Origin of the sequence: Mangrovibacterium lignilyticum (genome assembly GCF_010882175.1) — a bacterium.
In the GTDB taxonomy this organism is placed as follows: Bacteria; Bacteroidota; Bacteroidia; order Bacteroidales; family Prolixibacteraceae; genus Mangrovibacterium; species Mangrovibacterium lignilyticum.
Map to the genome: position 1 here is coordinate 212891 of NZ_WKLH01000004.1, position 24810 is coordinate 237700.

Annotated in this window: 24 protein-coding genes; 8 read left to right on the forward strand and 16 right to left on the reverse strand. The window is 43.6% G+C overall.

The annotated features are described in order from the left end of the window. Positions 1 to 9 precede the first annotated feature (9 nt). The 9 genes from GJV22_RS18485 to GJV22_RS18525 all read right to left on the reverse strand — a co-directional run bounded on the left by GJV22_RS18485 (position 10) and on the right by GJV22_RS18525 (position 7813). On the reverse strand, positions 10 to 1761 hold the full coding sequence (locus GJV22_RS18485; RefSeq protein ID WP_163717380.1) for an NADH-dependent [FeFe] hydrogenase, group A6: 1752 nt from the start codon (positions 1759 to 1761) through the stop codon (positions 10 to 12). 15 nt (positions 1762 to 1776) lie between these two features. Continuing rightward, positions 1777 to 3570, reverse strand: coding sequence for an NADH-quinone oxidoreductase subunit NuoF (locus tag GJV22_RS18490; RefSeq protein ID WP_163717382.1), 1794 nt, complete (start codon positions 3568 to 3570; stop codon positions 1777 to 1779). Positions 3571 to 3584: 14 nt separating this feature from the next. Beyond that, positions 3585 to 3980, reverse strand: coding sequence for a (2Fe-2S) ferredoxin domain-containing protein (locus GJV22_RS18495; RefSeq protein ID WP_163717384.1), 396 nt, complete (start codon positions 3978 to 3980; stop codon positions 3585 to 3587). A gap of 81 nt (positions 3981 to 4061) precedes the next feature. Further along, entirely contained in the window at positions 4062 to 4610 is a 549-nt protein-coding gene (locus GJV22_RS18500; protein ID WP_163717386.1) for an ATP-binding protein, read from the reverse strand. Then, entirely contained in the window at positions 4607 to 5353 is a 747-nt protein-coding gene (locus tag GJV22_RS18505) for a PHP domain-containing protein (protein ID WP_163717388.1), read from the reverse strand. The genes GJV22_RS18500 and GJV22_RS18505 overlap by 4 nt, the downstream gene beginning before the upstream one ends. Then, positions 5350 to 5688 (reverse strand): DRTGG domain-containing protein, encoded by a 339-nt coding sequence (locus tag GJV22_RS18510; protein ID WP_163717391.1) that lies wholly within the window; start codon positions 5686 to 5688, stop codon positions 5350 to 5352. Before GJV22_RS18510 ends, GJV22_RS18505 begins: the two co-directional genes overlap by 4 nt. Next, on the reverse strand, positions 5675 to 7054 hold the full coding sequence (locus GJV22_RS18515) for a [Fe-Fe] hydrogenase large subunit C-terminal domain-containing protein (protein WP_163717393.1): 1380 nt from the start codon (positions 7052 to 7054) through the stop codon (positions 5675 to 5677). Before GJV22_RS18515 ends, GJV22_RS18510 begins: the two co-directional genes overlap by 14 nt. Position 7055: 1 nt before the next feature. Next, positions 7056 to 7466, reverse strand: coding sequence for an ATP-binding protein (locus GJV22_RS18520; protein ID WP_163717396.1), 411 nt, complete (start codon positions 7464 to 7466; stop codon positions 7056 to 7058). Between the two features lie 2 nt (positions 7467 to 7468). Continuing rightward, positions 7469 to 7813, reverse strand: a complete 345-nt coding sequence (locus GJV22_RS18525) for a hypothetical protein (RefSeq protein ID WP_163717398.1) — start codon at positions 7811 to 7813, stop codon at positions 7469 to 7471. A 352-nt stretch (positions 7814 to 8165) separates the two neighbouring features. Here GJV22_RS18525 and GJV22_RS18530 point away from each other — a divergent pair, with 352 nt between their 5' ends. The 4 genes from GJV22_RS18530 (at position 8166) to GJV22_RS18545 (ending at position 11114) form a co-directional block, all read left to right on the forward strand. Beyond that, positions 8166 to 9098 (forward strand): PAS domain-containing protein, encoded by a 933-nt coding sequence (locus GJV22_RS18530; protein WP_163717400.1) that lies wholly within the window; start codon positions 8166 to 8168, stop codon positions 9096 to 9098. Then, on the forward strand, positions 9095 to 10276 hold the full coding sequence (locus GJV22_RS18535) for a SpoIIE family protein phosphatase (RefSeq protein ID WP_163717403.1): 1182 nt from the start codon (positions 9095 to 9097) through the stop codon (positions 10274 to 10276). The genes GJV22_RS18530 and GJV22_RS18535 overlap by 4 nt, the downstream gene beginning before the upstream one ends. Positions 10277 to 10344: 68 nt before the next feature. Then, on the forward strand, positions 10345 to 10803 hold the full coding sequence (locus GJV22_RS18540; RefSeq protein WP_163717405.1) for a GreA/GreB family elongation factor: 459 nt from the start codon (positions 10345 to 10347) through the stop codon (positions 10801 to 10803). 68 nt (positions 10804 to 10871) lie between these two features. After that, the gene (locus GJV22_RS18545; RefSeq protein ID WP_163717408.1) at positions 10872 to 11114 is read left to right on the forward strand and encodes a hypothetical protein; all 243 of its coding nucleotides are present in this window, start codon (positions 10872 to 10874) and stop codon (positions 11112 to 11114) included. 44 nt (positions 11115 to 11158) lie between these two features. On the opposite strand, the gene rlmF is transcribed toward GJV22_RS18545, so the two are convergent. Beyond that, positions 11159 to 12121: a 23S rRNA (adenine(1618)-N(6))-methyltransferase RlmF gene (gene rlmF / locus GJV22_RS18550; RefSeq protein WP_163717409.1), complete on the reverse strand. Its 963-nt coding sequence runs from the start codon at positions 12119 to 12121 to the stop codon at positions 11159 to 11161. A 69-nt stretch (positions 12122 to 12190) separates the two neighbouring features. On the opposite strand from rlmF, the gene GJV22_RS18555 reads away from it, so the two are divergent. Beyond that, entirely contained in the window at positions 12191 to 13504 is a 1314-nt protein-coding gene (locus GJV22_RS18555) for a DEAD/DEAH box helicase (RefSeq protein WP_163717411.1), read from the forward strand. Between the two features lie 140 nt (positions 13505 to 13644). Next, a complete protein-coding gene (locus GJV22_RS18560) occupies positions 13645 to 14424 on the forward strand; it encodes an RluA family pseudouridine synthase (RefSeq protein ID WP_205461949.1) in 780 nt (259 codons plus the stop codon). 97 nt (positions 14425 to 14521) lie between these two features. Here the strand turns inward: GJV22_RS18560 and GJV22_RS18565 are convergent, their stop codons facing one another. The 3 genes from GJV22_RS18565 to GJV22_RS18575 all read right to left on the reverse strand — a co-directional run bounded on the left by GJV22_RS18565 (position 14522) and on the right by GJV22_RS18575 (position 19684). Then, positions 14522 to 15535: a dihydroorotate dehydrogenase-like protein gene (locus tag GJV22_RS18565; RefSeq protein WP_163717413.1), complete on the reverse strand. Its 1014-nt coding sequence runs from the start codon at positions 15533 to 15535 to the stop codon at positions 14522 to 14524. A 230-nt stretch (positions 15536 to 15765) separates the two neighbouring features. Then, positions 15766 to 18057, reverse strand: coding sequence for a sodium-translocating pyrophosphatase (locus GJV22_RS18570; RefSeq protein WP_163717415.1), 2292 nt, complete (start codon positions 18055 to 18057; stop codon positions 15766 to 15768). 277 nt (positions 18058 to 18334) lie between these two features. Further along, the gene (locus GJV22_RS18575; protein WP_163717417.1) at positions 18335 to 19684 is read right to left on the reverse strand and encodes an MATE family efflux transporter; all 1350 of its coding nucleotides are present in this window, start codon (positions 19682 to 19684) and stop codon (positions 18335 to 18337) included. A 204-nt stretch (positions 19685 to 19888) separates the two neighbouring features. On the opposite strand from GJV22_RS18575, the gene GJV22_RS18580 reads away from it, so the two are divergent. Together GJV22_RS18580 and GJV22_RS18585 are read left to right on the forward strand one after the other, a co-directional pair. Continuing rightward, on the forward strand, positions 19889 to 20359 hold the full coding sequence (locus tag GJV22_RS18580) for a low molecular weight protein-tyrosine-phosphatase (protein WP_163717419.1): 471 nt from the start codon (positions 19889 to 19891) through the stop codon (positions 20357 to 20359). A gap of 72 nt (positions 20360 to 20431) precedes the next feature. After that, positions 20432 to 21169, forward strand: coding sequence for a class I SAM-dependent methyltransferase (locus GJV22_RS18585; protein ID WP_163717421.1), 738 nt, complete (start codon positions 20432 to 20434; stop codon positions 21167 to 21169). A 25-nt stretch (positions 21170 to 21194) separates the two neighbouring features. On the opposite strand, the gene GJV22_RS18590 is transcribed toward GJV22_RS18585, so the two are convergent. From GJV22_RS18590 to GJV22_RS18600, 3 genes are all read right to left on the reverse strand, one after another. Further along, a complete protein-coding gene (locus GJV22_RS18590) occupies positions 21195 to 21659 on the reverse strand; it encodes a hypothetical protein (RefSeq protein ID WP_163717423.1) in 465 nt (154 codons plus the stop codon). A gap of 594 nt (positions 21660 to 22253) precedes the next feature. Then, on the reverse strand, positions 22254 to 23114 hold the full coding sequence (locus GJV22_RS18595) for a sigma-70 family RNA polymerase sigma factor (protein WP_163717424.1): 861 nt from the start codon (positions 23112 to 23114) through the stop codon (positions 22254 to 22256). A gap of 106 nt (positions 23115 to 23220) precedes the next feature. Continuing rightward, positions 23221 to 24666, reverse strand: coding sequence for a Do family serine endopeptidase (locus tag GJV22_RS18600; protein ID WP_163717426.1), 1446 nt, complete (start codon positions 24664 to 24666; stop codon positions 23221 to 23223). Positions 24667 to 24810: the final 144 nt, after the last annotated feature.

The following is a 24810-nucleotide window of genomic DNA, read 5'->3' on the forward strand; positions in this document are numbered from 1 at the left end:
GGTCTAGCCTTAGCTACGGTCGAAATACTTTGTGTGCAACAAATGGTGTGCTTTCTCACTCATAGGTGCACCCAGGAATTCTTCGTAAAGCTTCTGGATATGCGGATTTTCGTGCGACTTGCGCAAGGTTTTGTTTTTATCTTCTGAGTAGATCGCCTTTTGCCGTTTTTTCAGAATTTCAACATCTCCATGATGATAGGGCTGACCGCCACCGCCAATGCATCCTCCCGGGCACGACATGATTTCGATGGCGTGGAATTCGCTTTCCCCGGCTTTGATTTGTTCCAGCAATTGGCGGGCATTTCCCAACCCATGGGCGATTCCGATATTGATCGGTGTTCCGTCAAAATCGATGGTTGCTTTACGAAGCCCTTCCATGCCACGTAATTCTTCAAAATCGAGGCGGGGGAGTGATTTCCCGGTTTGGATTTCGTAGGCCGTTCGGACAGCCGCTTCGATTACACCACCTGTTGTTCCGAAAATCACCGCTGCTCCTGTTGATTCACCTAACGGTTGATCGAAATCTTCTTCAGGCAACGATTTGAAATCGATATTTGAAATGTTGATCAGCGAAGCCAGTTCGCGGGTAGTCAAAGCATAATCCACATCCGGATTACCATTTACGGCAAATTCATCGCGGCTGCTTTCGTATTTCTTTGCCACACAAGGCATGATGGAAACCACCACCAGGTTTTCCCGTTTTACTTCTATTTTATCGGCAAAATAGGTCTTGGCAATAGCACCAAACATTTGCTGCGGCGAACGGGCTGTCGATGGGATATCTTTTAATTCGGGGAACTGATGTTCAAAGAATTTTACCCACGCAGGACAGCAGGAAGTCAAGATCGGCATCTTCACATTTTTATCGCCTCCAAGGTATTTGCCCAGTCTGTTCAGCAATTCGGTACCTTCCTCCATGATGGTGAGGTCGGCTGCAAAGTCGGTATCAAAAACATAGTCGAAGCCTAAACGACGAAGGGCTGAAACCATCTTCCCTGTCACCAGTGTTCCAGCTTCCATCTCAAACTCTTCGCCTAAAGCGGCACGAACGGCCGGAGCGGTTTGCACAATGACTGTTTTTGACGGATCGGAAAGTGCGCGGATAACAGCGCCTGTTTCGTCAACCTCGGTTAACGCTCCGGTTGGACAAACAGCCACGCACTGGCCGCAGTAGGTACACACTGAATGGTCGAGATTCATTTCGAAAGCCGGTGAAACAACAGCTTCGAAACCCCGGTTGATGGTTGAAAGCACACCAACCGACTGCACTTTGTTACACATGGTTTCGCAACGGCGACATAAGATGCATTTGTCGAGTTCGCGAATTATGGCCGGAGAGGTGTCCTCCCGATAATGAGACTGTGCTCCCTGGTAGTGAATTTCGCGGATTCCCATGTTTTGAGCCATCTCCTGCAAGTCACACTTTCCCGATTTGGCACAGACCAGACAATCAGAAGGGTGGTCAGACAGAATCAGTTCCAGCACGGTCCGGCGGGCATTTACGGCCCGCATCGAGTGGGTGCTGATTTCCATGCCTTCAGCCACTTCGGTGCAACATGCAGGAGCCAGGTTGCGTCGGCCTTTTACTTCGACCACACATACCCGGCAACCGCCCGGTTTGTTTTCAATATTCATGTCGTGCAGCTTCATGTGGCACAATGTTGGGATGTCGATTCCAACCACAGATGCTGCATCCAGGATCGTCGTCCCCTTAGGAACTTCGAGCGTTTTATTGTCGATATTTAATTTGATTTTTTTCATGTTTAATCCTCTACCTTAAGCAATTTTAATCGCGTCAAACTTACATTTCTCGAAACACACGCCGCACTTAATACAAAGCTTTTGGTCGATGTAATGCGGGCTGCGTTTTTCGCCCGAGATTGCACCAACCGGGCAATTGCGGAAGCACAGTGTACAGCCGGTACATTTTTCGTCTTCAATGACATATTGCATTAAAGCTTTACACTGGCCAGCCGGACAAGATTGATGTTCGACATGTGCTTCATATTCGTGCAGGAAGTTATCCAGAGTCGACAAGATTGGGTTGGGAGAGGTTTGGCCTAAACCGCATAAGCTTGTGTCTTTGATCACATGGCTCAACATGCGCAGCTTGTCGATGTCCTCGCTGGTGCCTTTCCCTTCGGTTATTTTTACCAGTATTTCGTGCAAACGCTTATTGCCGATTCGGCAAGGCGTACATTTTCCGCACGATTCATCCAGCGTAAATTCGAGGTAGAATTTGGCGATGGACACCATGCAGTCGTCTTCGTCCATCACAATCATACCTCCGGAACCCATCATTGAGCCGGCAGCAATCAGGTTGTCGTAGTCGATTGGTGTATCCAGAAAATCTATCGTGAGGCAGCCGCCGGATGGGCCTCCTGTTTGCACAGCTTTGAATTCTTTGCCGTCTTTGATACCACCACCAATGTCGTAAATCACTTCGCGCAGGGTAATTCCCATAGGCACTTCAATCAAGCCCACATTGTTTATTTTACCGGCTAAAGCGAAAACTTTGGTTCCTTTTGATTTTTCGGTTCCGATGCTTGCAAACCAATCAGCCCCTTTATTGATGATCGGAGGAATGTTGGCAAAAGTTTCCACATTATTCACGTTGGTTGGTTTGCCCATATAACCCGATTCTGAAGGGAATGGCGGTTTGAAAGTCGGTTCGCCGCGTTTACCTTCCATCGAGTGAATCAGGGCTGTTTCTTCACCACAGACGAATGCGCCGGCACCATAACGAATTTCAATTTCAAAGTTGAAGGCGGAGCCCAGAATTTCCGGCCCCAGTAAGCCATATTCTTTGGCTTGTTCCAACGCTATTTTTAAACGTTGAATGGCCAATGGGTATTCGGCCCGAATGTACACCAAGCCTTTTGATGCTCCAATGCAGTACCCGCAAATTGCCATCGCTTCAATGACCGAGTGCGGATCGCCTTCTAAGATGGAACGGTCCATGAATGCTCCGGGGTCTCCTTCATCGGCATTACAAACCACAAATTTTTCATCGCCCGCAACGTTGTGCGTAATTTCCCATTTCAGCCCTGTTGGGAATCCACCGCCACCACGTCCACGCAGTCCGGATTTTTTGATGAGATCAATGACTTCTTTGGGGCTGTAGCTTTCGAGGCATTTTCCAAGCGCTGCGTAGCCATCGTTCCCAATGTATTCTTCAATATTTTCGGGATTGATGAAACCGCAGTTTCGCAATGCAATACGGACTTGTTTTTTGTAGAAGTCCATGTGTTTGCTATCGCCAACTTTCTCCTCCGTTTTTGGATCTTTATAGAGCAGGCGTTCAACTTTTCGCCCTTTCAGAATATGTTCGTCTACAATTTCATTGGCGTCTTCCGGTTCTACCGATACATAAAATGTATTGTCGGGTTGAATTTTGACGATCGGCCCTTTTTCGCAAAAACCAAAACAGCCGGTTTGGAGCACTTGCACCTGTTCGTGCAGGCCATGGTCGATAATGCGTTTCGTTAAATTTGTTTTCAGCAGGTCGGCTTGGCTGGCTTTACAGCCCGTTCCTCCGCAGACCAAAATATGCGTATTAAATTCTGCCATGTTTTTTCGGTTTGTTAGTCTTCGAGCGTTTTGTAATTGGCCGGTATTATTCCGTCAACCAGTTCGTTTAGTTTGATGTGCTTTTCAATAATTTCCTGTGCTTTAACCTTGTCTACGAATCCATAGACAACCGATTCTTTCCCGGGAATTAGAACTTCAATAGTCGGCTCTGCATAGCAATAGCCCATGCAGCCGGTTTGAGTGACGACAGCATCAATACCTTGGTGGTCTAACTCTTCAACCAGATAGTTCATGGTTTCTTTTGCGCCTGACGCAATGCCACAGGTGGCCATGGAAACTTTTATGTGAACCAGATTTTCGGGATGATCTCCCTTCTCCCTTAGCTGAATTTTCGACTGAACCTCGTCTTTCAATTTACGCAGGTCAGCCAGTGATTTGATTTTTGTCATATTGATTTTAGGTTTATGAGTATGATTTTTTAGGTTTATTAATTTCGTCTTTCTTTCATTCAGGTAACAGGTCAAATGTCATTATTCGCTTATTTGTATTTGCTCCAGATTCTCCAGAATCATGCTTTTTAAGAATTGTCTGATTTCTTTCGTTACTAAGGGGACTCCACCCAAAATATTTTTGATTTCGCGGGAGTCGAAATTGAATTCGCCCTGTAGCGTTTGATGGCGATACAGGATGTCGGTGTCATTTTCGTTAGCCAGTAAAATGAGCATTGTCCCGGCTATATCGCCCAGAATGGGTCGATCGATGTGCCGGTAACCAAATGTGGCGACCAATGTTGTTCCACCTCCGGGAGTTGATTCAATTAGAAAGGAGCCGCCGCATTGCTCTGTATTTTGTTTCAGCATCGGAATACCCAGGCCAACTTTACGGGTGCTGCGGGAGGTAAAAAAAGGATCGGTGACTTTGTTTAGGGTTTCTTCATCCATCCCGATACCGTTGTCTTTAATTTTCAGTTTGTAACAATCTTTCTCAGGGTTTTCCCGAATGTAGATTTCAACCAGGCTGGATTTAGCCCGGATCGAGTTTTGAGCGATGTCAAGTATATGTAATGATAGTTCAGTCATTCTTCAATTTTTACAGATCGCCCTTTTTTCTGATTCAGGGCCCATCGTATTTCCTCGAACGAAGGTTTTGCCAGTTCGAAGATGGTGCATGCAGTGCCAATATCTTCCGGATAGTGGGCGTCGGATGCCTTAATTAATGTAATGTCGGGGTGTATGTCAAATAGTTTGCGAATCTGGCTTTCCTGAGCACGCTTACTGATTTGCATGGCATCGATCTTCAGTTCGTGGGGGAGAAAACCCAGTTGGCTGAAGAGGCTGTTCATCGGCCGGTCGATGTGTGCCGGAATGAATAGACCATTCAATTGGTGTATGAAATCAGCAATGGTTTCCAACTCAACTTGTAAGCCGTTTCCCAGATACCAGGGCATTTCTTCAACAATTTGGTTGTCTCTGTCTACCACAACCTGGTAGCCAAAATAATTGGGTTTATTCGGGATTTGCGGTAAGTAGTGTTCAATGAATGCCTGAAACTCATTCATGCTATGGTCGTCTTCAAACAAACAAAGGGAGTGAACCTCCTCGAGGCTGTTTACCTCACATCCATTGATAACCACAATTCCCGAATCGGCTGCCATTTCACGCACCACCCGGCACTGTTTGGTGCTGTTGTGGTCGGTTATGGCAATAATATCCAGTTGTTTTTGTTGCGCAACGGTAATAATCTCATCAGGGCTCATAGCCAGATCGGCACAGGGCGAAAGTACCGTGTGCAGATGCAGGTCGGCTCTGAACCGCCGCATCATTTGTCAGCTAATAAAGCGTGCAATTTACCGGCAATATCAAATGTTGAGAGAGAGCTTGACAGAATGGGGATTTGTTCCTCATTACTGTGTTGGATCGTATTGGCGTTGGCTTCCAGATCTTTCACCAGTATAACTGCCGCCAAATCTTTCAGGGAGGCAATGGCCATTACATTTTGGTGTACTTGCAGGGTGATCCAGATTTGTCCTTCACGGGCGTTTCCCATTACATCGCTTAACAGGTCGGAGACATATGCTCCGCTTATTTCGCGGTCGAGACCTTTCTCGCCGGCGATTACTTTCAATCCTAGTTGGTCAATTATTTCAGAAACCTTCATTTCGTCTTCCTCTTTTGTTACAATCAGCTTTAAATCTGTCTTTGCCCCATTTTTTCTCCATATTATTCAGGGCCTTGGAGGTTGATATTTTATTTTCTTCCTGCCATGTTTGTTGCAGGAATACGCAGTCGGACATTTTCGCCTGTTGGCAAGCCATATCTTCAGCCAGGGCTTGGCAGTTTGGCGCTCCGCATGCACCACAATCTATTCCCGGCAGGAAACAGATAATTCGTTGCATTTTGCTCATTTTCTCCAATGCTTTTTCACGGTTTTCATCTAAAATGAAAGCGGGGTTCGCCTTCAGTGGTTCAGATATGAGCTTGCTTTTCAGCACGGGTGCCATCTCCTGGATGGGATGATCTTTGAACTTTAGCGACGATTTGTAACGTTTTGCACGGTGTTCCAATCGTTCGGCAGTCAGGAAACGGTTGCCCGAAAGCAGGTTGCCACCAGCACAACTTTGGTCGCATGCTCTTAGCTCCAGAAAGTCAAGATCCGGAACTTCTTCATTTTCGAGACGCTCCAGAAATTTGATCACATTGTGGATACCGTCAATGGCCATGCTACGTTCGCCAAAGTGTTTCGCTTCACCACGGGTGAGACTCCACAGAATACCATCGCGTGTGAGGTTTTCCCGTTGGTCGCTTGTATCGGGTACTTCGGCTGTGCTTATATTTTTTCGTACCCGGTTGTATAGCTCGTTCATATTAATGATGCCATCAACGATGGATTCTTCACCATCGGCCGGGCTTTTTACAGAGCTCATTTTCGCAATACACGGGGTCACATAAAACAATCCGATTTCTTCGCGTTTGGCTCCTAACTTTTTCATCTGTTCCAACGCAAAACAGGCTCCCAAATCCTGGGGCGATTTTCGTGGAATCACATTGTCAACCAGCGAAGGATAGCGAATCTGGATGAGTCGGACCACCGATGGGCAGAAGGTCGAAATATGTGGTTTGTATGTTTTGTCTTTTCGGCAATATTCGCGAATAGAATCCTTCAGAAAGCCGATAGGTTGCTCTACCTCGTAAACATGTGTGAAGCCAATTTTCAACAATGCTGCATAAATCTGGTCTTCCGTATATTTTTCAGGAAACTGCCCGATCATCACCGACGGAAAAAGCACGACCCGGTATTTGAATGATTTGATTTTATCCAAGTCATCCTGCTCGGCATAAATTGCTTTTGCCGGACATTCGCGCATACAGCGTCCACAATCGACGCATCTTTTTTGCTCAATAACAGCCAACCCATTACGAATCCGAATTGCTTCGGTAGGGCAAGAGGTCATGCAATGTGTACAACCGATACACTTTTGCGCATCAACCTTGAGGGCGTGATATGTTGGTGTGGTTGTACTCATCTTAAAAATAATTTACCATGCTTACAGTTGTACTCTGCCCAACGACCGAATCAATTTTTAATTCGTCAGTATTTTTTTTGATGTTGGGAAGTCCCATTCCGGCTCCAAAACCCATTTCGCGAACCTTTTTGCTGGCCGTGGAAAACCCTTCTGTCATGGCCATCGCAATATCCGGAATACCCGGACCTTCATCAGTAATCAGCGTTTGGATTTTGTCTTTGTCAATCTGAATGTGAATTTGTCCCTTGTAGGCATGTGCCACAACGTTCACTTCGGCTTCGTACAGGGCAATAACAATACTTTTGATACACTTTGCATCAACTCCCAATTGCTTCAACACCTTCTTTACCCGGCTCGACGCTTGTCCGGCCTGGGTAAAATCTCCTCCCTCAATTGAAAAGTCAAGTTCCATATTTAGTATACCGGTTTTAGTCCCTCTTTAAATAATATTCCACTTGCTTTGAACATGGTAAAAGGCGATTCCATGATGCAAATACCGTGTTCCTTGGCCAACTCCAGCATTTCGTCGGTCAACTTTTTGTTGCGGACAAAAACGATAAACCGGATATCTGCCATTTCGGCTGTGCGAATAGTTTGCAGGTTGCACATGCCTGTAATTAACAGCAGGTTGTCTGTGTCGAGTGTCAGAACATCACTCATTAAGTCAGAGCTGTAGCCTTTTTCGATTTGAACATTGTTCTGCGTTTCTCCGCAAATCACCTTTGCAGCTAGTAATTCGCAGATTTTAGAGATCTTCATTCATTCAGGATTTGTTTACAAATATGGTTCAAAAGGCTAAAATGAACGATTATTTCAGTCACAATGTGAGTTTTATCAGCTAAATTTAGATTCATTATAAAGTACTGCATTCTCCCGAATTCGTGGAAGTTAGATTGATGTTCGGAGTTAGTCAGCCTGAATATTAAGCACCTGGTTGTATTTTTGATTTTCTGCAATCGATTGTCTCGTTTGAAAGCTTTTTCGTGGTGGAAATGAAAATAGGGCTCCCACCGTCCATTTCGGTTTTATAGCTGAAAAGTTGATCTGAATTCTGCTGTATTTTTTGTACTTTTTGAAAGAAAAATCAACGACTGAATTTAAACCGAAGCTCATGATCTACGATGAAAATTCTTTTCTTCCCGACGTCCCCGATTCTCAAGGCTTTTCGCAACACTTAATCGATGCTTTACCTATGCCGGTTTATTTGAAAAGTGAAGGCGGCACAATTCTGATGGGCAACAAAGCATTTTGTTGTTTGCTGAATTGCGGGAATATGGAATTGAGAGGAAAAAAAGTGATGGACTTTTTAGAGGAAGATCAAGCGGGGCAGTTCGATCGGTTTGATCAGGATTTGTTGGCAGATGAGGGAACGCAAAACTACGAAGCCCGGATCAGGACCGGAAGCGGGGTGTCCTGCGAATATGCTTTCCAAAAGTCTTTGTTGCATGATTCGAAGAATGAGGTGATCGGGATTGTTTGCTCTATGATTGATTTGAGTGAACAGAAAAAGGCGGAACGACAGATGGAAGAAGCACAGGAAGCCACGGTAATGGCATCGGCCATGTTGCACAAAATTCGGGCAGGAATTGTGATTGTTGGCAGTGACATGCGGGTAATCGATTCGAATCCGGGTTTTGCCAAATTAATCGGTGGTGATGTTGAGGAATTGGCTGAAACCGTCCCCGGGCTCTCCGGAGCTGATTTGAAAGAACTGGTTCCCGATGTCCTTTATCGCATGTTTGCCACTTTGATGAGTTCGGGTGAAAATATGGTTGAGCGGGATCTGCGTTACCAGAATAAGTTGCTGCATGTGTCGGTTATCTCCATTTATAAAAATCGGGTGGTAGGCGCTCTTATTCGCGATATGTCGGCGCCGGCTTTGGTTCGTGAAGAAATTATCAGCCGCGCACAGCGCGTGAACAAACAGAATATGGAAACGGTGCAGAAAATCGCTTTTCTGCTGGGTGAAAATGCTTCGGTCATGGAAGAGCTTCTGCATTCAATTATCGAGTCGTACAAATATGGGGAGGATGAGCCATCATGAGTGAATTACACGTTGATGTTGATTTTCAGCAGAAGATGGCTCACGGAGAGGTCGTCTGCGGCGATGTTTTCCACTCGCGACGGATTAGTGGTGAGGGCCGTTACATTCTGATTCTATCCGATGGTTTGGGACATGGTATTCGTGCCAACGTCATGGCAACGCTTACGGCTTCCATGGCGATGAATTACACCTCGTTTCATACTAAACCTGAAATTGCTGCCGATATTTTCATGCGTGTTTTGCCGCAGCACAGCGAAAGTAAAGAAAGCTATGCCACCTTTACCATTATTGAAATTGACAACGATGAGTTGGTGAGAATCATTAATTACGATAATCCGCCCAGTCTGATCTTTCGACATGGAAAGCCGTTTGTTCCGCGTGAATTGGAAATTCCGATCCGTGGAGAAGAGAACATCGGGAAGATTCTTCGAATTCGGGAATTTAAGCCGATCAAAGGTGATCGGATTGTTTTTACCAGCGATGGTGTCACGCAGAGTGGGCTCGGTGGAAAACGTTTTCGCATGGGCTGGGGCAGGCAGTTGCTTTCCGAATTTATTGAAAATCAGTTGGATCGTGAATCGGAAATGACAGCTACTCGACTGGCACGTAAGATCATGAACCAAACAGCGATGAATGATGGTTTCCGGATGAAAGACGATGCCAGTTGTGGTGTGGTCAATTTTAGGAGACCTCGCGAGTTTATGCTGATAACAGGACCACCGTTTTATAAAATAAAGGATATGGACTTTGTCGATCGGGTGACGAGCTTTCCCGGCAAAAAGATTATTTGCGGTGGAACAACAGGTGAAATTATTGCACGTGAACTGAAACTGGATGTAACGATCAAACACCACTATGAAGGAGACGATATTCCTCCCGCTGCGGAGATGGAAGGTTTTGAAATGGTTACTGAAGGCATTTTAACCATGGGGCGGGTAGAAGAGATGTTGGAAAATTACACGAGCGATACGAGGCTGGAGAATTCGCCACCGGAAGAAGTCGTCAAACTGCTACTGGACCACGATATCATCCACATTCTATTGGGTACCCGTATTAATCGGGCGCACCAGGACCCCGAACAACCGTTCGAAGTACAAATCCGCAAGTTTGTTGTGAAACGAATTGTAAAGATTCTGGAAGAACGCTTTTTCAAAAAAGTCTTTCTGGAGTTTATCTGAGTTGAAAAACAGAAATTCAGAATTTAAAGTTATTTTGCCTCTGTGGAACGAATGATGACCATTTTTTTATGAAAGACCAAACGATAAAAGAACAGCTCCTGCACAAACTGAATCAGCTATTGGATGAACGCATTGTCGCAGCCGATAAATCCATTCAATCGGCTAAAGAATCGCGCGACAATGATACCAAAAGCAGCGCCGGCGATAAGTACGAAACCGGGCGCGAGATGATTCAACAGGAAATGGATAAACTGCAGGCTCAACTGGCAAAGGCGCAAAGCATGAAAAATGATCTGCTGCAAATCAATCCGAACAAAGAATATACACAGGCTGAATTTGGAAGCTTGGTTTGTTGTAACCAAGGGAACTATTTCTTCTCGGTGGCTTTAGGTAAAATTGAGTTGGACGGTACTCCCTACTTTTGTTTGTCAATGGTATCGCCTATCGGTCAGGCTTTGATGCAAAAAAGGGTAGGAGACGAGCTTACTTTTAATGGAACCCGAATTGTCATTCAGAAAATTTATTGACCGAAAAATGGTTCAATGATGATCGATGAATTAAATATGTATATATTTACATGTTTAAAATAAATGAGATGGAATTTAAGAAATTAGAACTTAAGCCTCAGGGCAATTGGTTTCAACGAAATATTTGGACACAACATGGCAAGAAAACGATATTGTACATGGTTGCTGGTGCTGTGTTGAGTTTGGTTTTTTCGCTTATAACAGGAGATATTGAAAAACTAACATTTGGTGAGAATGCCTATAGTTTGCTGATTGGAGCCTTCTTCGGTTTTTTAATTACCAATAGCCCATGTGCACGAGGTAAATGCTAATGCTTTCGCTGCCTTTACATGGAGGTTGATTGATTTCGTACAGGTTACTTCCAACCTTTTACCCACGTCTGTTGCTCTTTTTTCGAAAGAAAAGTCCAGGCCACTATGCGACTGATTTTATTTCCCTGTCCCATGTTGATCGTTTTTATGTCTATTGCTTCGACCTGTTTTAAGGTTTGGTAGATTCGCGGCAGACGTTCGCTTTTTGATACCAAACTGGTGAACCACAGGCAGGACTTTTCAAATTGTTTACTTTGGTGAATCATGCGTTGCAGGAACATTTCTTCACCACCGTCGCACCAAAGTTCGTTGCTTTGACCACCAAAGTTGAGGCTTGGTTTCATGGCTGCCTTTTGCTTCAGGTTTCTGTTTTTACGCTGGGTTCCGGCTTGCGCTTCAGCAGCTGAAGCATGAAAGGGCGGGTTGCAGATGGTCAGGTCAAATTTCTCGTTGGCTTCAATGATGCCCTCAAAGATATTCGTTGCCTTGTTTTGTTGGCGAAGTTTGATCTTTCCCGATAAAATGGAATTTTGATTGACAATTTTGTTCGCCGATTCAATCGCGATGGGATCAATGTCAGCACCCACAAAAGACCAACCATATTCCATCGTTCCAATAATCGGATAAATGCAGTTGGCCCCGACGCCAATATCCAGGCAGTTGATTGCTGATCCTGTCGGTAATTGCCCACCGTGTGAGTTGGCCAGTAAATCAGCTGCATGATGAATGTAATCGGCTCGTCCCGGAATCGGCGGGCACAAATAATTATCGGGAATGTCCCAGTAATTTAAGCTATAATTCGCCGACAGAATCGCTTTGTTGAGAATTTTAACAGCTTTGGGATTCCCAAAATCAATCGATTCATCACCATAGGGATTCAATTTCACGAACGACTTCAGTTCCGGACAAACTGCAATGAGTTGCCCAAAATTGTAGCGCTCCCTGTTTTTATTACGTGGGTGCAATTTCGATTTTATGGTTGGATGAATCTTTTTCTTTTCGGCCATGGAACTTATTTTCTGAGTCTGCAAATTTAGCCTTTATCGGGCAGAAACAAATTCCCTTATCTTTGCGCCATGTCGAAGTCAATTAAAAATCAGAAAAATATACTGGCCAAACTGAATATTGCACAGCTGAATCCGATGCAGGAGGAAGCTCAGTTGGCCATTCATTCCAACGCAGAGGTCGTTTTGCTTTCACCAACAGGATCGGGTAAAACACTGGCGTTTATGCTACCGCTGGTTGCCGGGTTGGATCGCGAGTGTGCAGAAGTGCAGGCGATGGTGATCGTTCCGACAAGGGAGCTGGCCATCCAAATCGAACAGGTTACTCGAGAAATGGGCGCTGGCTTTAAAACCAACGCGGTTTATGGGGGGCAGTCATTCTCGAAAGATAAGCTGAACCTGAAAACGACACCGGCAATACTGATTGGAACACCTGGTCGTATTGCCGATCATTTACGTCGCGAAACTTTTGTAACAGACCATGTGCAGACACTTGTACTCGACGAGTTTGACAAATCACTGGAGGTTGGTTTCGAGCTTGAAATGAGCGAAATAATCACCTTCCTTCCGAATTTGAAAAAGAAGGTGTTGACTTCAGCCACCATGCATGCGTCTGTTCCGACTTTTGTGGGACTGAAAAAACCGGCTGTGCTGGACTTCCTGGAAGAAGGCGAGTCTCAACTGACGATCAAAACAATCATCTCACCATTGAAAGATAAGTTGCAAACCTTGGTTGAGGCGCTGTGTCACATCGGGAACGAGCCCGGCATTATTTTCTGCAATTACAAAGAGAGTATTGAGCGGGTTAGCAACTTCCTGGCAGAAAAAGGAATTACACATGGTTGTTTTCATGGGGGCATGGAACAGATTGACCGGGAAAGAGCGTTGATCAAATTCCGCAATGGGACGCATCAATTGTTGTTAGCGACAGACCTGGCAGCACGAGGGATTGATATTCCTGAAATTCGGTTTATCATTCATTACCAACTTCCCGGACGAAGCCATGAATTTACGCACCGGAACGGGCGTACGGCTCGTATGTTCAGCGATGGTACAGCTTATATTTTACAATGGGAAGAGGATCAGTTACCCGATTTCATTAGTGAGGTGGAAGTTGAAGAGCTCAAGACTGCTCCAGTTCCTGAAGCGTCAATCTGGACGACCTTGTTTATCTCCGGTGGCCGAAAAGATAAAATTTCAAAAGGTGACCTGGCAGGATTATTTTTCAAGCAAGGAAAATTGGGAAAGGATCAGTTAGGTATGATAGAGCTGAAACAGGACTGTGCGTTTGCAGCGGTTCATTCAGTAAAAGTGAAACAATTGCTTCAATTGGTTGATAACAGTAAATTGAAGAATAAAAAAGTCCGCGTCTCAATTGTAGAGTAAAGATTTCAATCACGAATATTCAAAAAAAGGGAAATAGCATCATTCCTCAAGAAACCCATAGTGTCCCGCAGCTGAGTTCTCCTATTCGCCTTCAGGAATATGGCGTCGGTATTTTCACCCTTGCATCAACAAAGTCTGCCTTGAAAAAGGCCATCAAGAAAGAGTTTGTGACGGTGAATGGTGAGCTGGCTTCAACAGCAACATTTATCAGGGGCGGTGAAACCATTTGTTTGGCTATTTCGAAAGAGATCCTTTCCCAAAAGAAACTCATTTTACCGCTTGATGTTTTGTTCGAAGATGAATACTTAGCTGTCATTCATAAACCGGCGGGTATTTTGGTCAGCGGCAATCGGTTTAAAACAATTGCTAATGCCCTGCCCCAAAATTTAAGACCGAGTAAACTTCTCGATGCGACGATCCCGAAGCCGGTTCATCGGCTGGATTATGGTACTACCGGCGTTCTGTTGGTTGGAAAAGCGAGCAGTAGTATTCAGGCATTGAATCAGCTATTCGCTGACAAAGTAATTGAGAAAACTTATTATGCTGTTACAATTGGTGAAATGAAGGAGAGGGGAGAGATTACCTCGGACATTGAGGGCAAGGAAGCACGATCGCATTATCGTTTAATCGATTCGGTGCCGTCTCCGAAATTCGGACAATTGAATCTGCTCGAGCTAAAACCGCAAACCGGAAGAAGGCACCAGTTGAGAATTCACTTGTCTGCAAATGGTAATCCAATATTGGGTGATAAAACATACGGAACAGAAGGCTTAATTTTAAACGGTCAGGGATTGTACTTACATGCCTGGTCGTTGAGTTTTGTCCATCCGTTTACCGGAGAGAAGGTTTGTTTTATAGATGAATTACCACAACGGTTTAGAAATATATTTCCTGATTTTTCAGCTGTCGTAAAAAAATGATTTGGCCGGTATCAGTGGGCAAACAATTCATTTTATTTGGTTCATGGCAAAAAAAAGCTCCTGATTCAGGAGCTTCGTATGATGAATTAAGTCGATTTTAAACCATTGGATGTGTCTTGAAAATTTCTTCCGATTTCATCAGGATGTCAACATACTGTGCACGTTGATAAGTAAACGGATCTTTCAGATTTTTGCGAGATAGTTTGCCTCGGAAATCACTAATCTTTTTATAGCCTTTGTTGTCCATCCATTCATTTAGTTCTGTGATTAAAGTGGCTGCATAAGAAGGTTGGTTTCTGTAGAAAGCTGAAACCATTTGAACAACATCGGCACCGGCAAGTAACATTTTGATGACATCGGCAGAGTTGGAAATACCGCGGCTGGCACAAATGCTGGCATCAATGTTTCCATGTAACAGGCCGGCATAACGCAATGCCAATTGATGGTCGCGCTCGTGTGTCAAATCCCAGGGGTAGTAAAATTTTTCGGTATCAATATCAATTTCCGGTTGGAAGAAACGGTTGAATAAAATGTATCCGTCAGCACCTGCTTCATCTAGTTTTTTTATAAAATTCAGGGTGTTGGAGTAAAATGGGCTCAGTTTCACACTCACCGGAATTTTAACGGCTTTCTTCACGCTTTTCACAACTTGAATTTGCTTTTCTTCCAGCTTTTCACCCTCAATTTCGAAATAACCGGGAACAGCGTATAAGTTAATTTCAAGTGCATCAACTCCGGTTTGTTCCAATTCCTTGGCGTAGTCAACCCAAGTTGTCTCGTAAATGGCATTCAGACTGGCAATGACAGGAACGTTGACTTTTTTCTTAAGAGTCTTGACATTCAATAAATGTTCTTTTGGACCGGCATGCTCCATATCAGGAAAGAGCTTGGTCATTTCGGCATTTCGCTCTTCGTATTCATGTAAGTCTTCATCCAATTGGATGGATTCCAATTGAATTTGTTCTTCGAATAGCGATTTATAAACGATTGCGCCGATTCCTGCTTCTTCAATTTGTTCTATTGATTCAGGCTTTGTAACCAAATTGCTGGCGCCTAAGATAATTGGGTTCTTTAATTTTAAACCCATGTAGCTGGTGGATAAGTCTGCCATAATATTGATTTTTTTTGGATTGTTGTCTGCTAGTTAAACTGTCTTAATCAATCTTTTGTTCATGGTTTAAAAACAAATAACTGATTGTAGCAAAACGATTTCTAATCGCTTATTAAAATAGCAAGAATTTAGCTGAAATTAAAGTTTCAGGCCGGTTAATATTTGGGGAGAATAGAAAAAAACCTGCAAGCCAGGCCTGCAGGTTCTCAAAATCCAAGTATTCGGGTTGTTTACATTAGAGACAGTGTTACAGTCAAACCAGCCATTACAACTGAAACCATCGTCATCAATTTGATGAGGATATTCAGAGAAGGACCGGAGGTATCTTTAAAAGGGTCGCCAACGGTGTCGCCAACCACACTTGCTTTGTGGGTCTCACTACCTTTTCCACCGTAGTTTCCTTTTTCAACAAATTTCTTCGCGTTGTCCCAGGCACCACCGGAATTATTCAACATAACGGCCAATGTAAATCCGGATGTCAGACCACCGGCGAGCAGACCAACGACACCTGCAACGCCCATTATAGCGCCAACGGCAACCGGAACGATAATCGCGATGAGTGATGGCAGCAACATCTCGCGTTGAGCGCCTTTAGTTGAAATTTCAACACACTTGGCATATTCCGGAGTGGCTTTACCTTCCATAATTCCGGCAATTTCGCGGAACTGACGACGAACTTCTTCAACCATCGCTCCTGCAGCACGACCAACTGCTTTCATGGTCATCGCGCAGAAAACAAAAGCCATCATGGATCCAATAAAAAGTCCACCCAAAAACAGCGGGTTGAAGAGTGTGATATCGTAAGCAGCCGAGAAGTCCTTGACAGAAGCTGCAGAAATTTGAACTGTTTTCATTCCTTCTTCGATGGCTGGTTTTACCGAAGTGTAGAAGATATAGTCGCCTTTGGTGACAAATCCATCCGGACCGGCTATTTTTCCAAACCACAGTCGAATTTCTTCCATATAAGCCGAAATCAGCGCCATGGCAGTCAACGCTGCTGAACCGATCGCAAATCCTTTTCCGGTGGCGGCGGTTGTATTTCCCAGCATGTCAAGTGCGTCTGTACGTTCACGAACTTCTTTGGGTAATTCAGCCATTTCTGCATTACCACCGGCGTTGTCGGCAATAGGGCCAAAAGCATCTGTTGCCAATGTAATTCCTAAGGTTGACAGCATCCCTACTGCGGCGAAACCAATACCATATACGCCCATGGCAAAGTCGGTAGCACCACCTGCAGACCAAAATGAACCGATAATGCCAAGTACAATTGTTATGACGGGAATCCAGGTCGAATACATACCAACAGCAATACCGTCGATAATCGTTGTGGCAGGACCCTGCAGAGCTTGTTTGGCGATCCCCTTGGTTGGACCGTATTCATCGGACGTGAAATATTCAGTCGCCTGACCAATAATAACACCGGCAGCCAGTCCGATCACTACTGATCCGAATACACCGTAAGTAATCCAACCCATGTAGGCCATCCCAAGCATGGCTAGTAATATCATGACAGAAGATCCACCGGTACCGAGCAACAAAGCGTTCAGCAGGTTTTTCTGAGTGGCAGATTCCTTGGTGCGAACCATGAAGATACCGAGAATGGAAAAGATGATTCCTACGGCAGCAACGATCATTGGCGCAATAACCGCCATCTCGGTTTCCATACCGGATTTTTGGAGCGAAAGGGCAGGTAGTGCAGCGCCCAGGGCAGCGGTTGCCAAAATCGATCCGCAGTACGATTCGTACAAGTCGGCACCCATACCGGCAACATCACCAACATTGTCACCCACGTTATCGGCAATTGTAGCCGGGTTGCGAGGGTCGTCTTCCGGAATTCCGGCTTCAACTTTACCAACAAGGTCTGCACCAACGTCGGCAGCTTTGGTGTAAATTCCACCACCGACACGGGCAAATAGTGCTTGGGTTGAAGCACCCATTCCGAAGGTTAACATGGTTGTGGTGATCTCAATTAATTTTTGATGGTCAGTGGTTCCGGCATGAACCAATTTTAGTCCGATCAGATGGAGACCGTTGGCCATATGTTCCGGCGTGAAGATCACTTTATTCAGGAATAGGTACCAGGCTGCGATATCTAAGAGGCCAAAGCCAACGACAACCAATCCCATAACAGCTCCACTCCGAAAGGCAACTTTCAACCCTTGGTTCAAGGATTTTGAAGCTCCATGCGCAGTCCGTGCAGACGCGTATGTGGCTGTTTTCATTCCCAGGAATCCGCAAAGACCGGAAAAGAAACCTCCGGTAAGGAAAGCCACCGGAACAAATGGGTTTTGTACACCCAGGTATGCGAGCAGCAATAAAATAAGTAATAAAATAACGAAGACGATGCCAACAACTTTGTATTGGCGGTAAAGGTAGGCCATGGCCCCTTCGCGCACGTACTGTGCAATTTCAATCATTCGGGGTGTACCTTCCGAATTTTTCATCATGGACTTAAAAAAGAACCATGCGAAAATCAGGGCCACTATAGAACAGAGTGGTACAAGCCAGAAAATAGCATTCATAAGGTTTTGTTTTTATGCAACATGGTTGCGGTTAGATGTTTGTTTTAGCGAAATACACCTATGAATTTAGCAATAATCGGGTGGCAGGATTCCTGTGATTTAATGTTTTTAGGCAGAAGTAAATCAGATAGTTAAAAAAAGACGGAGTCTAACTGTCTGATATCAAGGGACTGAAATTAATTATGCGTTGTGTTAATTTGAAATCAATCTAAAGAAGTAAGTTAACTTTTGAAGCGAATTCAAGCGAAAAAGTATTGAATTGAACTCGATGTAGCCCTTATCTGGTGTTCGATGAGTCTTTTATCACGACCTTTCCTTTCCACCTACCTGTGAAATAATAGACGATTAAGATGATCATTCCAATGAGCCAGGCCGCCGGTTCGGCCCACCAAATCCCGTTTACTCCAATCAAGTCGGATAGCCAATAGGCCAAGGGAATTCTGACCAGATATAAAGAGGTGAGGGTGGTCAGCATGGGAATTAATGTTGCTCCGGCACCTCTCAAAAAACCAGTGAAAGCGAACATGACAGATAAAAGCAGGTAGAAAGATGAGACAATAACCAGGTAATCCTGACCAATGGAGATAACAGCCTCGTCAGGAGTAAATATTCGAATAATGTATTTTCCGAAAACGATAATGATTAACGATATGATGACCGAATAGGTTAACGAAAAGACGATGGTCATTTTTAGTCCGCGACGTGCTCTTTTTTCCTGAAAAGCTCCCAGGTTTTGTCCCACAAATGACGATAAAGCTGAACTGAAGGTCAGTGCAGGCATTTTTGCAAAGGAGTCGACCCGCATCGCAGCGGTGTATGCCGCAACTGCATTGGTTCCGAAGGTATTTACAATACCCATAATTGCCATCATACCAAAAGCGATAAACGATTGTTGAAACCCGGTTGGCAACCCGATTCTAACACAACTCTTGAAAATCGATTTGTCAAAAAAGTATTTGCGAAATGATAGATTAATGATGGGGTGTTTCTTGTTTAAATACCAGGTTGCTGAGAAAAAAGCCAATGCTTGAGAAACAACAGTTGCCAGCGCAACACCCTCAATTCCCCACTTGAATACGACAACGAAAAGCAGGTCGAAAACAATGTTGTTGACTGTGGATAAGATCATGAAACGAAGGGGCGTTTTGGCGTCACCCATTCCCCTTAGAATTGAGCTAATTCCAGCAAATCCAAAGAAAAAGAACATTCCCGAAAGGTAAATATTCAGGTACGTGATGGCCTCCGGAAGCATTTCTTCAGGCAGCTGAAGTAAAACGAAAATCGATCGACTGAAGACTATTCCGATTGATGTGACGAGTATTGAAGAGAAGAGGAAGAAAATGAAAATTGTATCGATTGTTCGGCGTACCTGGTCCAGTTGCTTGGCTCCGAAGTATTGCGATATGACAGTAGATGCACCAGACCCGATGCCAATCACCATTGATATTAATGTGAAGATGATAGGGAAGGATGCTCCAACGGCTCCCAAAGCTTCTTTTCCTAAAAAATTGCCGACAATAACACTGTCCACAATGTTGTATAAATTTTGGAAGATATTTCCAAGTACAAGCGGAATAGAAAATTGCAGAATTAGACGCGCCTCACTCCCTTCGGTAAAGTCTTTCATATATCAAAATAAAGTGACCAAATCTCTCTAAATTTAAGTGAAATTCAAAATAAAGTGCTGAAAGTTAATGTTGGGTTAAGTTTTTGTTGTTCTGTTTCAAGGAATAAGGAAAGCACTAATTTTGTTTGGTGGGTCTCTGCGATGCGGAGTGGAACTTATGTTGATCTTAAATCAGATTGACCATGAATTTGAATTGTTTACATTATGAAGAAAAGAGTATTATTTGTCTGTCTTGGTAACATTTGTCGGTCACCGAGTGCAGAGGCGGTCTTTAATGGTCTGGTAAAAAAAGCCGGGCTTACTGATATGATTGAATGTGATTCAGCTGGAACCGCGGCTTACCATGAAGGTGAAACCGCGGATCAGCGTATGCAGAGCCATGCGATTCGACGGGGGTATCGTTTGACTTCGATTGCGCGAAAATTTGATCCTTCTGTTGATTTTGATCAGTTCGATTATATTATTGGGATGGATGACGATAATGTAAATGATTTACAGGACCTGTCTTCGTCGATTGAAGATATGGGCAAGATTTTTAAAATGACCGATTTTTGTAGCCATGGTGGACATTATTCCGTACCAGATCCTTATTACGGAGGAGCCGATGGTTTTGAATTGGTACTGGATATCCTGGAAGACGCTTGTGAAGGCTTATTGAATGAGGTCCGTGGATAGCTTTTGGGGGATCTCAAGGGGCAAAACTTTCTGTTTGTTGGGCTGTTTTAATAGAGTGGAGGACGAAAACTAATGGGGCAGGAAGCATTTTATAGTTCTATTGCAAGCTATTACGAGCATATTTTCCCGTTAAACAATCAGCAGATCAGATTTATTCAATCAGAATTTAGCTCGTTGGAGGAATTCACTTTTATGGACATCGGTTGTTCAACCGGGCAGGTGGCTGGTGCTTTGTGCCAACTTGGAGGGCTGGGAATCGGTATTGACCTGAATGAAGATATGATCAAAAGAGCAGTGGCTGAAAATGGCTCTGTTGATCTATCGTTCAAGACGATGGATATGATGACCATTACTTCCCATTTTCCGAATCACTACTTTGATGCGCTTATCTGTTTTGGCAACACGCTCGTTCATTTGGAGTCGGTAACCCAGATCCGTAATTTTTTTCAGCAGTGTTCTCAGTTGCTGAAACCCAATGGGAAGCTTTTGTTTCAAATCTTGAATTATCAACACATTCTTAGTAAACAGATCACTAGTCTGCCTTTAATCGAGAATGATTTTGTGCGTTTCGAACGGAATTATAGGCTGCCGGATCCAAATCAACCTAAAATTGACTTTATTACGCGATTGGAAGTCAAGCAGGAGAATGTTGTTTTGGAGAATTCGGCTAAGTTGATTCCTGTTCAAAAGAATGAACTGGAGAAGTTGTTGCTGTTGGCTGGCTTCTCTAAGCTTATTTTTTACAGCGGATTCGATAGAAAGCCATTTGGGGAAGACCTTTTGCCCTTGGTTGTTGTTGCTCAGATTTAGCCATTCAAGAATAGTTCCGGAGATTTTATTCTTGTTGAGATTTTACTGCCTGAAAGTCGATTAGTTCGTATGTTCCTTGTTTTTGGTCGCAACGGTAAGTTAACTTACAGTTTGACGGTTCGTATTTCCAGTTTTGCAGCAAATCATCCTTTTGTTCCTTGATCTTTGCAAATACAAATAACCGGTCCATATCCAGAACAAATTTGTTAATTCTAATCCAAACAAATTGATCAAACTTCTTTTGCACCTTGTATTTCGATGTTTTTGATATTTCGATGCCTGAGAAAGAATCCGGAATCCGTCGAAGGATAAATTGATCTGCTGAGACGACAATGGCATTGTTGCCATCTTGCCCAATAACAAAGGAAACCAATGTGTCCACAACGTTACTGTACAGATTTCCTTCATTCTCTGGTTCTCCTTTTAGTTTCTGTGCGTGCGAAACGGAGTAGCAAAAAACAAGAATGAATAGCAGCAAAATTTTTCTCATAACACCAGGTTTTGACGAGGAAGCACCTCTTGTTTATTTTAGAATGTTTCTAAATATACCAAATTGAAAGTAACTTGTGACTGAATAGGATGTTGAGCGCTGAAAATTAATTCAGCAATAACCTCAACTTAATTCTGAGTTTAAGTTCGTTGTTGCAGTTGGGGAAAGCTTCTCAGTATTCTAGTTTAGATGTATATCGATTAGAGTTTTGATATTGGCCAATACGATATCTTTTTTAGCATCAATTCTTATGCGACTCCTTTCTGCATAAACTGTTTTCCGCTTCCAAATTCGTGACAATTTTGTTTGATGCATTACTTTGAGAATATAGTCAACGTTTTGTTGTCAATAACAAGTCCAAGTTGAAAATAAGTCTAGTAGGTTATGAAGTAGCAAATAGCTTTGCCGGTATTTTCTTTAAAGCTCCTGTGATATTTCTGTCCTGGAGGGATTCTTGATCCCGGTACAACCTTGCAATTTACTTTCGGGTGGTTGATCTGATTTAGTTCTGAAGGTACCGATTTAGTTTTGTCGAATGCGAAGTTTTGAGCAAAAAAAACCGCCGTAAAAGGCGGTTAAAAAGTTTTTTCTTTACTATCCAAGATATGATTTTAGCAATTTACTTCTGGATGTATGCCGCAATCTGCGGATGGCTTTTTCTTTAATTTGGCGTACCCTTTCGCGGGTTAAGCCGAATCGTTCTCCAATTTCTTCCAGGGTCATCTCCTGGCAACCAATTCCAAAGAACATCCTAATGATGTCACTTTCTCGTTCCGTAAGGGTTGCAAGGGCGCGTTCAATTTCTCTTGCAAGTGATTCCATGATCAATGCACGGTCGGCATTGGGGGAATCGTTGTTGACAAGGACGTCGAGGAGGCTGTTGTCTTCACCTTCCACAAAAGGAGCATCAACTGAAATATGGCGTCCCGATACCCGTAAGGTGTCAGCAACCTTTTCAGCAGGCAACTCCAAGGTTTCCGCTAATTCTTCCGGAGACGGCTTTCGCTCGTTCTCTTGTTCGAACTTTGAATACGCTTTGTTGATTTTATTCAACGAACCGACTTGGTTTAGCGGTAAACGAACAATACGAGATTGCTCGGCCAAAGCCTGAAGAATTGACTGGCGAATCCACCATACTGCGTAGGAAATAAACTTGAACCCACGCGTTTCATCAAACTTCTCAGCAGCCTTTATAAGTCCCAGGTTTCCTTCATTGATTAAGTCAGGAAGACTCAACCCTTGGTTCTGGTACTGTTTTGCTACAGAAACAACGAAACGTAAGTTAGCACGGGTCAGCTTTTCCAAAGCAGCTTGGTCGCCTTTTTTAATGCGTTGTGCTAATTCAACTTCCTCTTCAACAGTGATAAGTTCTTCTTTGCCAATCTCTTGCAAATACTTGTCCAAAGACGCGCTCTCACGGTTGGTAATAGATTTTGTAATCTTTAATTGTCTCATACCCTTTAAAAAAAATCGTGCAAATATAGACTTTGTAAGTCAATTATTCAAATTAAAAAGCAACTTAGGGTAAACAGTATTGAAATGTTAATATACCGATATCTATCTATTCTTCTGTTGAAAAGACAAAATATGCCCGTTCTCCGTTCGGGTATACACCTTCAATAAAAATGCCTCCTTTAGCCCTTTTTACAATCGCTCGCATATCATTAACCCCGCTCACCTCTTGCTTGTTCACATGGGTAATGATGAATCCTTCTCTCAGACCGGCATCCTTTAATTTACCTCGACTTAATTCTGTAATTTTTATTCCTTGGTTTATGCGCAGTTTGTACTTCTCGTTTTCTGTAACATTGTCAAATTTGGCTCCAAGAAATTCATTAACGTCAGCGGTAAGAATTTCCGTATCTCCGTGCATGTTACGGAGGGTAACGGTGTAGGGTTTCGATTTATTATCTCTTTTTATCAAAACTTTTACGCTGTCGCCAGGCCTGTGTTTGCCGACTTGTTCCTGTAATTGTGCGACAGAATTGACTGAAACGCCATCAACTGATAGAATCACGTCATTTTCTTTGATTCCGGCTTCTTCGGCGGCACCACCCGGACTTACACTTCCTACAAAAACGCCTTCAATTTTAGCCAAATCAAATTTTTCAGCGACACTCGCATTGATATCGGAGATTCCGACCCCTAAAAGTGCTCTTTGTACCTGTCCGTATTGTTTTAAATCGCCAATTACTTTTTGGACTATTGCTGAAGGAATAGCAAAGGAATAACCGGAGTATGATCCCGTTTGCGATGCAATTGCTGTGTTAATTCCAACTAATTCTGAATTCATATTGACCAACGCTCCTCCACTATTTCCGGGATTAACGGCTGCATCGGTTTGAATAAAAGATTCGATACTCATATCTGCACGGTTGATCCCGATATTTCGCCCCTTTGCACTGACGATCCCTGCCGTAACAGTCGATGTGAGGTTGAAGGGGTTGCCAACCGCCAAAACCCACTCTCCAAGTTTTAAGGCATCCGAGTTGCCAAATTTCAATGCAGTCAATTGTTCTGCTTCGATTTTTAGAAGTGCGATGTCGGTCGTTTCATCTCGTCCAACCAGCTTGGCTTCAAATTCTCGCTTGTCGTTTAATACAACTTTTATGTCATCTGCCTGGTCGATGACATGGTTGTTTGTAACAATGTAGCCATCCGATGAAATGATTACACCAGAGCCGGAGCCTTCTCTAACGCGGGGCTGTTGTCTTTGATAACGATCACCGTAAAACCAATCGTAGAATGGATTACTGTAGGTTGTGACATCCTCTTTCGAAGTAACTTTGACGTGAACGACTGCATGAACCGAATTTTCTGCAGCGTAAGTTAAGTCCGGAGCTTCACCTTGCGGGGCTGAAGGCAAATTTGCATATTGCATAGCTTGTTTTTCTTCAACCCGAACAACCTGCGGTTCTTCAAAAAATTGGGTGTAAGCCCACAGGGTCACAAATGCACTTCCAAAAGCGATAATCAGCGTTAAACCTAAATTTTTAACATTCTTCATAGCATTCAGTATTTTTTATTCACCATATAAAATCGTTTGAATTGCGTGTAAATTTAACGCATAAAGAGTGCCAGTGTTTTTGTCTTTTTATTTTGTTCAAAATGTTTAACATGTTTTAACAGCGGAAAATAACGATGGTCGCTC

Bases quoted from the DNA above. Each gene is read 5' to 3' on its own strand.
- rlmF (WP_163717409.1), bottom strand. From the start codon at position 12,121: ATGGCCGAAAAGAAAAAGATTCATCCAACCATAAAATCGAAATTGCAC.
- GJV22_RS18575 (WP_163717417.1), bottom strand. From the start codon at position 19,684: ATGAAAGACTTTACCGAAGGGAGTGAGGCGCGTCTAATTCTGCAATTT.
- GJV22_RS18510 (WP_163717391.1), bottom strand. From the start codon at position 5,688: ATGAAGGTTTCTGAAATAATTGACCAACTAGGATTGAAAGTAATCGCC.
- GJV22_RS18515 (WP_163717393.1), bottom strand. From the start codon at position 7,054: ATGAGTACAACCACACCAACATATCACGCCCTCAAGGTTGATGCGCAA.
- GJV22_RS18600 (WP_163717426.1), bottom strand. From the start codon at position 24,666: ATGAAGAATGTTAAAAATTTAGGTTTAACGCTGATTATCGCTTTTGGA.
- GJV22_RS18500 (WP_163717386.1), bottom strand. From the start codon at position 4,610: ATGACTGAACTATCATTACATATACTTGACATCGCTCAAAACTCGATC.
- GJV22_RS18570 (WP_163717415.1), bottom strand. From the start codon at position 18,057: ATGAATGCTATTTTCTGGCTTGTACCACTCTGTTCTATAGTGGCCCTG.
- GJV22_RS18545 (WP_163717408.1), top strand. From the start codon at position 10,872: ATGGAATTTAAGAAATTAGAACTTAAGCCTCAGGGCAATTGGTTTCAA.
- GJV22_RS18585 (WP_163717421.1), top strand. From the start codon at position 20,432: ATGGGGCAGGAAGCATTTTATAGTTCTATTGCAAGCTATTACGAGCAT.
- GJV22_RS18595 (WP_163717424.1), bottom strand. From the start codon at position 23,114: ATGAGACAATTAAAGATTACAAAATCTATTACCAACCGTGAGAGCGCG.
- GJV22_RS18505 (WP_163717388.1), bottom strand. From the start codon at position 5,353: ATGATGCGGCGGTTCAGAGCCGACCTGCATCTGCACACGGTACTTTCG.
- GJV22_RS18590 (WP_163717423.1), bottom strand. From the start codon at position 21,659: ATGAGAAAAATTTTGCTGCTATTCATTCTTGTTTTTTGCTACTCCGTT.
- GJV22_RS18490 (WP_163717382.1), bottom strand. From the start codon at position 3,570: ATGGCAGAATTTAATACGCATATTTTGGTCTGCGGAGGAACGGGCTGT.
- GJV22_RS18525 (WP_163717398.1), bottom strand. From the start codon at position 7,813: ATGAAGATCTCTAAAATCTGCGAATTACTAGCTGCAAAGGTGATTTGC.
- GJV22_RS18565 (WP_163717413.1), bottom strand. From the start codon at position 15,535: ATGGCAGACTTATCCACCAGCTACATGGGTTTAAAATTAAAGAACCCA.
- GJV22_RS18495 (WP_163717384.1), bottom strand. From the start codon at position 3,980: ATGACAAAAATCAAATCACTGGCTGACCTGCGTAAATTGAAAGACGAG.
- GJV22_RS18520 (WP_163717396.1), bottom strand. From the start codon at position 7,466: ATGGAACTTGACTTTTCAATTGAGGGAGGAGATTTTACCCAGGCCGGA.
- GJV22_RS18555 (WP_163717411.1), top strand. From the start codon at position 12,191: ATGTCGAAGTCAATTAAAAATCAGAAAAATATACTGGCCAAACTGAAT.
- GJV22_RS18535 (WP_163717403.1), top strand. From the start codon at position 9,095: ATGAGTGAATTACACGTTGATGTTGATTTTCAGCAGAAGATGGCTCAC.
- GJV22_RS18530 (WP_163717400.1), top strand. From the start codon at position 8,166: ATGATCTACGATGAAAATTCTTTTCTTCCCGACGTCCCCGATTCTCAA.
- GJV22_RS18485 (WP_163717380.1), bottom strand. From the start codon at position 1,761: ATGAAAAAAATCAAATTAAATATCGACAATAAAACGCTCGAAGTTCCT.
- GJV22_RS18580 (WP_163717419.1), top strand. From the start codon at position 19,889: ATGAAGAAAAGAGTATTATTTGTCTGTCTTGGTAACATTTGTCGGTCA.
- GJV22_RS18540 (WP_163717405.1), top strand. From the start codon at position 10,345: ATGAAAGACCAAACGATAAAAGAACAGCTCCTGCACAAACTGAATCAG.